The 5,051-nt window shown below is 62.7% G+C and carries 7 protein-coding genes; 2 read left to right on the top strand and 5 right to left on the bottom strand.

Annotated features, from left to right (window positions below):
- The 3 genes from EN780_RS27245 to EN780_RS27235 form a co-directional block, all read right to left on the bottom strand.
- A partial coding sequence (locus tag EN780_RS27245; protein ID WP_128275847.1) for an aminotransferase class V-fold PLP-dependent enzyme occupies nt 1-366 on the bottom strand: 366 nt, incomplete at its 3' end.
- Between the two features lie 39 nt (nt 367-405).
- Nucleotides 406-1,473, bottom strand: a complete 1,068-nt coding sequence (locus EN780_RS27240) for an aldo/keto reductase (RefSeq protein ID WP_128275846.1) — start codon at nt 1,471-1,473, stop codon at nt 406-408.
- A gap of 120 nt (nt 1,474-1,593) precedes the next feature.
- Nucleotides 1,594-2,061: a hypothetical protein gene (locus tag EN780_RS27235; protein ID WP_127286912.1), complete on the bottom strand. Its 468-nt coding sequence runs from the start codon at nt 2,059-2,061 to the stop codon at nt 1,594-1,596.
- A 382-nt stretch (nt 2,062-2,443) separates the two neighbouring features.
- Between EN780_RS27235 and EN780_RS27230 the strand changes: the two genes are divergently transcribed.
- Entirely contained in the window at nt 2,444-2,608 is a 165-nt protein-coding gene (locus EN780_RS27230; RefSeq protein ID WP_126054817.1) for a hypothetical protein, read from the top strand.
- Between the two features lie 49 nt (nt 2,609-2,657).
- On the opposite strand, the gene EN780_RS27225 is transcribed toward EN780_RS27230, so the two are convergent.
- A complete protein-coding gene (locus EN780_RS27225) occupies nt 2,658-3,161 on the bottom strand; it encodes a DUF1993 family protein (RefSeq protein WP_128275845.1) in 504 nt (167 codons plus the stop codon).
- A gap of 117 nt (nt 3,162-3,278) precedes the next feature.
- Between EN780_RS27225 and EN780_RS27220 the strand changes: the two genes are divergently transcribed.
- A complete protein-coding gene (locus EN780_RS27220; protein WP_128275844.1) occupies nt 3,279-4,316 on the top strand; it encodes a DUF1176 domain-containing protein in 1,038 nt (345 codons plus the stop codon).
- Between the two features lie 19 nt (nt 4,317-4,335).
- Here EN780_RS27220 and EN780_RS27215 read toward each other — a convergent pair.
- Nucleotides 4,336-5,051 (bottom strand): alpha/beta fold hydrolase (locus EN780_RS27215; protein WP_128275843.1); only part of this gene is annotated, 716 nt, incomplete at its 5' end.

The following is a 5,051-nucleotide window of genomic DNA, read 5'->3' as shown; positions in this document are numbered from 1 at the left end:
CTCATGATCCATGCGGGTGACGATGATCTCGTCGCCTGGCTTCATCGCGCGGCCGAGCGTGCGCGACATATGGTAGGTCAGCGTCGTCATGTTGGCGCCGATGATGATCTCCTCGGCGCTCGCGGCACCGAGGAAATCGGCCATTGCCGCATGCGCGCCGTCGACCACTTCCTGCGCCGCCAGCGTCGTTTCGAAGAAGCCGCCGAGATTGGCGTTGGTGGTAAGCAGGCAGCGCGACACGGCGTCGGCCACCGCTTGCGGCACCTGCGTGCCGGCCGGGTTATCGAGATAGATGCGGCGGCGGTCGTTGTCGGTCAGCGACAGCGCCGGAAATCTTCCCCGCACGGTTTCGATTGGAAAATTCATTGCCGTCCCCTCCCTTTTGTTATCGTTGAACAATTCTGGTCAAGGACACGGATTGCCGACGCGCTGATGAACCGCATCGACCGCCTTCTGCATCTCCTCGGTCCATCTGACCTCGGCCGAGGACAACGCCGTTTCCAGCTGCCAGATCGCCGTCGCGCCGATGATGTTCGAGGTGACGAAGGGTCTGCTCGAGACATAGGCATTGGCAAACAGCGCCGGCTCCATGCCGAAGGAGCGCGCCAGCTCGTTGTATTCGAGCAGGACTTGCGCCGCATTCGGCGTCTCGTAGCGCTGGCCACGGTTGAAAAGCTGCGAGCGCGAGCCTTGCGGGCGCGCGCCATGGTCGTATTTGCCGGTCAGATAGCCCTGCGCCAGCGGCGAATAAGGCAGGAAGGCGATCTGCTCGCGCTCGCAGACCTCGGCGATGTTCACCTCGAAGGTGCGATTGACGAGGCTGTAGGCGTTCTGCAGCGAGACGGGCCGCGGCCCGACGCCCTTGTCGGCCTCGGCAAGGAAGCGCATGACGCCCCAGGAGCTTTCGTTCGACAGGCCGAAATGGCGGATCTTCCCGGCCTTCACCAGTTCGTCGAAGACGCCAAGCGTCTCGGCGATCGGCGTCTCGCCTGCCGGCGCGCCTTCGGTGTCGGCGCGTCGCGCCACCGCGCCGACGCGCGTCGGGTTGGCGCCCCAGGGAATGTCCCGTTCCGGCCAATGGATCTGGTAAAGATCGATGTAGTCGGTGCCGAGCTTGGTCAGCGACTTCTCGACGGCGTCGAAAATGTCGGCGCGCGCCAGCTTCGACGGGCGGTCGCCGCGAAACCAAATGTTGCCGGTGCGACCGACCACCTTCGAGGCAATGATCACCTTGTCGCGATTGCCGTTGGCCTTCATCCAACTGCCGATGATCTTCTCGGTCCGCCCCTGCGTCTCCGCCTTGGGCGGGATCGGGTACAGCTCGGCCGTATCGATGAAATTGACGCCGCGCTCAAAGGCCAGGTCCATCTGCGCATGGCCTTCGGCCTCGGTGTTCTGCTGGCCCCAGGTCATCGAGCCCAGGCAGATTTGAGACACAAGAAGATCGGTCCGACCGAGACGGCGTTTATGCATGGGAATTTCTCCGGCGGGGAACTTTTTTGCGCGAAGCGCAGGAGGAAAACCGACCATAAAGCAAAGGGCGGGTGTTCTCCAAGCCCGGCCCGGACGACTTTTGCGTGAACTTGAAGAGGGCTAGCGCCGGGCTCCGGCCACGGCGCGCCGCTTGGCCTCATCGATCAGCATGTTGGCCACCTGCATGCGGATCATGGCGCGCTGGCGCAGATGCGGGGCAACGCGGTCCGGGTGGTTGGCGAAAGCGAAGCTGCGCCGCATGCGGCCGAGGTCGGCGCTCTTCACCGGATGATCGAGGCCAAGCTCGGCGGCGATCGCGTCGGGGTCGATCGGCGGCAGTTTTTCCTCCGGCCTTGCCTGCTCGCCGGCCAACGCCAGCTTGGCCTGGTCGAGCAGCGCGGCGAATTCCGCGGCGAGATCGGCGCCTGCCTCCCGGTATTCGGCCGCGAACGTCTCGCCGGCAACCTTGATGCGGCCGGAATGAAGCTCGTCCGCCACCGAGAGATAGTCGAACGGAATTGTCGGCCGCGCCGCCGCCTCATCGCCTGCCTCGGCCTTGTCGGAGGCAACGAAGAGATCGTCGAGCAAGGACGCGAAATCCCGCTTGGCTCCGGTGCCGATGTCAGCCTCCCGTCTCGTCAAGCACATATGTGAGACGGTCGCACCATAGAGCTTGCTCGTTAAAAATGAATGCCTTCGACGTTAACCAGTTTAGCCGTTCGCCAGCGCCATAGCAAAAAAGCCGGACTGCATTTCATGCAGCCCGGCAAGGTCGCCAGGAGTGGCGAGGAAAAAGCCGGCCATGGGCCGGCACCACGCCTACGTTCGACAGACCGTAAAAGTTTCAAAAAAAATCGATTGTGACGAAAAAAATCGTCCGGGCATGGCTGCCATGCAATTGCTGCACTGCACAATTTTAACATTCGCCCTATATGTTTGAGTCGGGAGGACCAACTAGGGGCCATGGATCATGGGGTTCTTCACCGAAATGTTCGCGCGGCCGCGGCCGCAGGACCATCAGCGCTACCGCGCAGCCTTGGCGCTGCTGCATTCAATGAGCAATGCCGACCGCGCCGACATCGGCATCAAGCCAGCCGATTTCCCGCGCATCGCGCGCGAAATGTCCACGCGCTGAGTCTGTCCAGCAAGAGGTTTCCCGGCAGCACCGGGAAACCTCAAGACTTTCAACGTCCCAGAAAAACCGCCTTGCCGAGCGGCACGCCGTTGTGCCGCAGGATGCCGTAGGCGGTGGTCACGTGGAAATAGAAGTTGGGCATGGCGGCGTGGAGCAGGTATTGCAAGCCCGGCATCGAGACTTCCCGCCCGCCGAGCCTGAGTTCGATCGTGCGCTCTTCCGAGTTATTCAGGTCGGCTGCCGAAAACGTCGCCAGATGATCGACCGTCTTGGCGATGCGAGCCTGCAGGTCGGCGAAACTCGCCTCGTTGTCCTCGTATTTCGGCACTTCGCGGCCGGCGAGCCGCGACGGCGCGCCCTTGGCGTGATCGGTGGCGATCTGCACCTGCCTGGTCAGCGCGAACATGTCGGGGGCCAGCCGCGCGGTCAGAAAGACCTGCGGGTCGATCTTGCGATCGACCGCGTTCTGTTCGGCCAGCGACAGCACATTGGAGAGTGACTTCAGCCTGGCCGAAAACACCGGCACCGAGGCGTCATACATCGAAATCGTCATCTTGCTTTCTCCCAGTCGAGCGAACGGGAGCTAGCGCTTCCACAAGCGATTCTTCAAGCGTCACCGCGCCGCCGCAATCACCATGCTAGGTGTTTCCATCTGGAGTGGAGGATCCCGATGAGATGCGCCTTTCTTGCAGCGACCGCTTTCTTCTCCATCGCCGTAACGGGCCAGCAGGCGCTCGCCGCCGACCCACCCTATATCGACGATCGCTCGGACGCTGCCGCTGTCATCCGCTCGCTCTACAGCGCCATCAACCGGCATGAATTCGCCCGCGCCTGGGGCTATTACGGCGATACCAAGCCGGCAAAGGATTTCGACGCGTTCGTCAAAGGCTATGACGGCACCGATACGGTCGAGGTGAAGACGGGCGCGGTATCCGACGAGGGTGCAGCCGGCAGCATCTACCACAATGTCCCGGTCGCCATCCAGGCGACCGACAAGAAGGGCGAGGCCAAGGTCTTTGCCGGCTGCTATACGCTGCGCCAGGTCAACGGCCAGATCCAGGAACCGCCGTTCCAGCCGATCTTCATCGACAAGGGCGCGCTGAAGCCATCGACCGCCGATTTCGAAGAGGCCGTGCCGGCAAGCTGCGGCGACGGCCCGCCGCCGCCGAAGAAGGACGAGGCGCTGGAGCAGGCGAAGAAGGCGTTCGCTGCCACCTATGCCGGCCAATGCGACAAGGAGCTGTTCGAGCAGGAGCCCGAGCTGTTTTCGATCAAATACAAGGACAAGAGCGCGGCCGAAGGCGACCCCGAGCGGGAAACGCGGCTCTTCCATTTCGCCTGCTCGGCCGCCGCCTACAATGAAAGCTCCATCTACTACATCTACGACGACGTCTCGGGCGTCAGGCAGTTGCAGTTCGCCGAGCCCGAAATGGACATCCGCTACGCGAACAACGACAGCGACGGCAAGGTGGAGAGCATGCACGTCGTCGGCTTCCAGGCGACAGGCTGGGCCGTCAATTCCGCTTACGACGACGCCACCAAGACGATCACCACCTTCAACAAGTGGCGCGGCGTCGGCGATGCCTCGTCGTCCGGAACCTACCTGTTCCGCAACGGTGATTTTTCCCTGGTCCAGTACGACGTCGATGCATCATACGATGGCGAGCAGAACCCGCAGGCCGTGGTCGACTACAACACGGCGCCCTGAGGCAATCCCGGTATCAACGTCACGGCGCCTTGGAGAGCATCCAGTTGAGCGTGCCGCGCCAGTCGGTCATGCGGATCGGCGTGCCGTGCGTGCCGGTCTCGAAGCGGACGAAGCGGGTCGGATAGGGATAGGCTTTTGACTTTGCAATGATGGAGCGGAAGAAGGCTTCCTGCTTTTCCACCGGAAATACCGGGTCCTTGCTGCCCTGACCGAAGAAGACGGGCACATGGCGCCTGAAGGCGGGACTGGCGAGAAAGCTCTCGTCCCACAGCGAACCGAGCAGCAGCAGCCCGTCGATGCGTCGGCCGGTTTCGTTGCGCGCGGCAAGCTTCCAGCACAGCGATCCGCCCATCGAGCCGCAGGCGACGAAGATCTTCGCGCCCGGGGACTTCTCGGCGTAGTGATCGATCAGCGCCGCAACCTGGGCGGCGCCCTTGTCGCCGAAATCGGGGAAGTCCGGCGACAGATAGAGGCCGCCATTGGCGGCCATCAGATTCTTGAGGCGGTTGAAATTGCCACCGAAGGTAAAGTCGTCGACACCTTGCTTTCGGCTGCCACCCTGACCGTGCAGGTAGAGCACGATGATGACGGCGCCCTCGGTCTTGCCGACGGCGACATGCCTGACATCGCCGGCGTCGGTCTTCAGCATCAGGTCCTGCTGCAGCTTGCGCACGCCGGTGTCGGTATATTCGCCATGGACGCGCTTTTCCGGCACCTCGTCGCGCTGGTTGATGT

The sequence above is a fragment of the Mesorhizobium sp. M4B.F.Ca.ET.089.01.1.1 genome (assembly GCF_004022605.1).
Lineage (GTDB): Bacteria > Pseudomonadota > Alphaproteobacteria > Rhizobiales > Rhizobiaceae > Mesorhizobium > Mesorhizobium abyssinicae.
This window is presented reverse-complemented; position numbering and strand designations above follow the sequence as displayed.

Bases quoted from the DNA above. Each gene is read 5' to 3' on its own strand.
- EN780_RS27240 (WP_128275846.1), bottom strand. From the start codon at position 1,473: ATGCATAAACGCCGTCTCGGTCGGACCGATCTTCTTGTGTCTCAAATC.
- EN780_RS27230 (WP_126054817.1), top strand. From the start codon at position 2,444: ATGGGGTTCTTCACCGAAATGTTCGCGCGGCCGCGGCCGCAGGACCAT.
- EN780_RS27225 (WP_128275845.1), bottom strand. From the start codon at position 3,161: ATGACGATTTCGATGTATGACGCCTCGGTGCCGGTGTTTTCGGCCAGG.
- EN780_RS27220 (WP_128275844.1), top strand. From the start codon at position 3,279: ATGAGATGCGCCTTTCTTGCAGCGACCGCTTTCTTCTCCATCGCCGTA.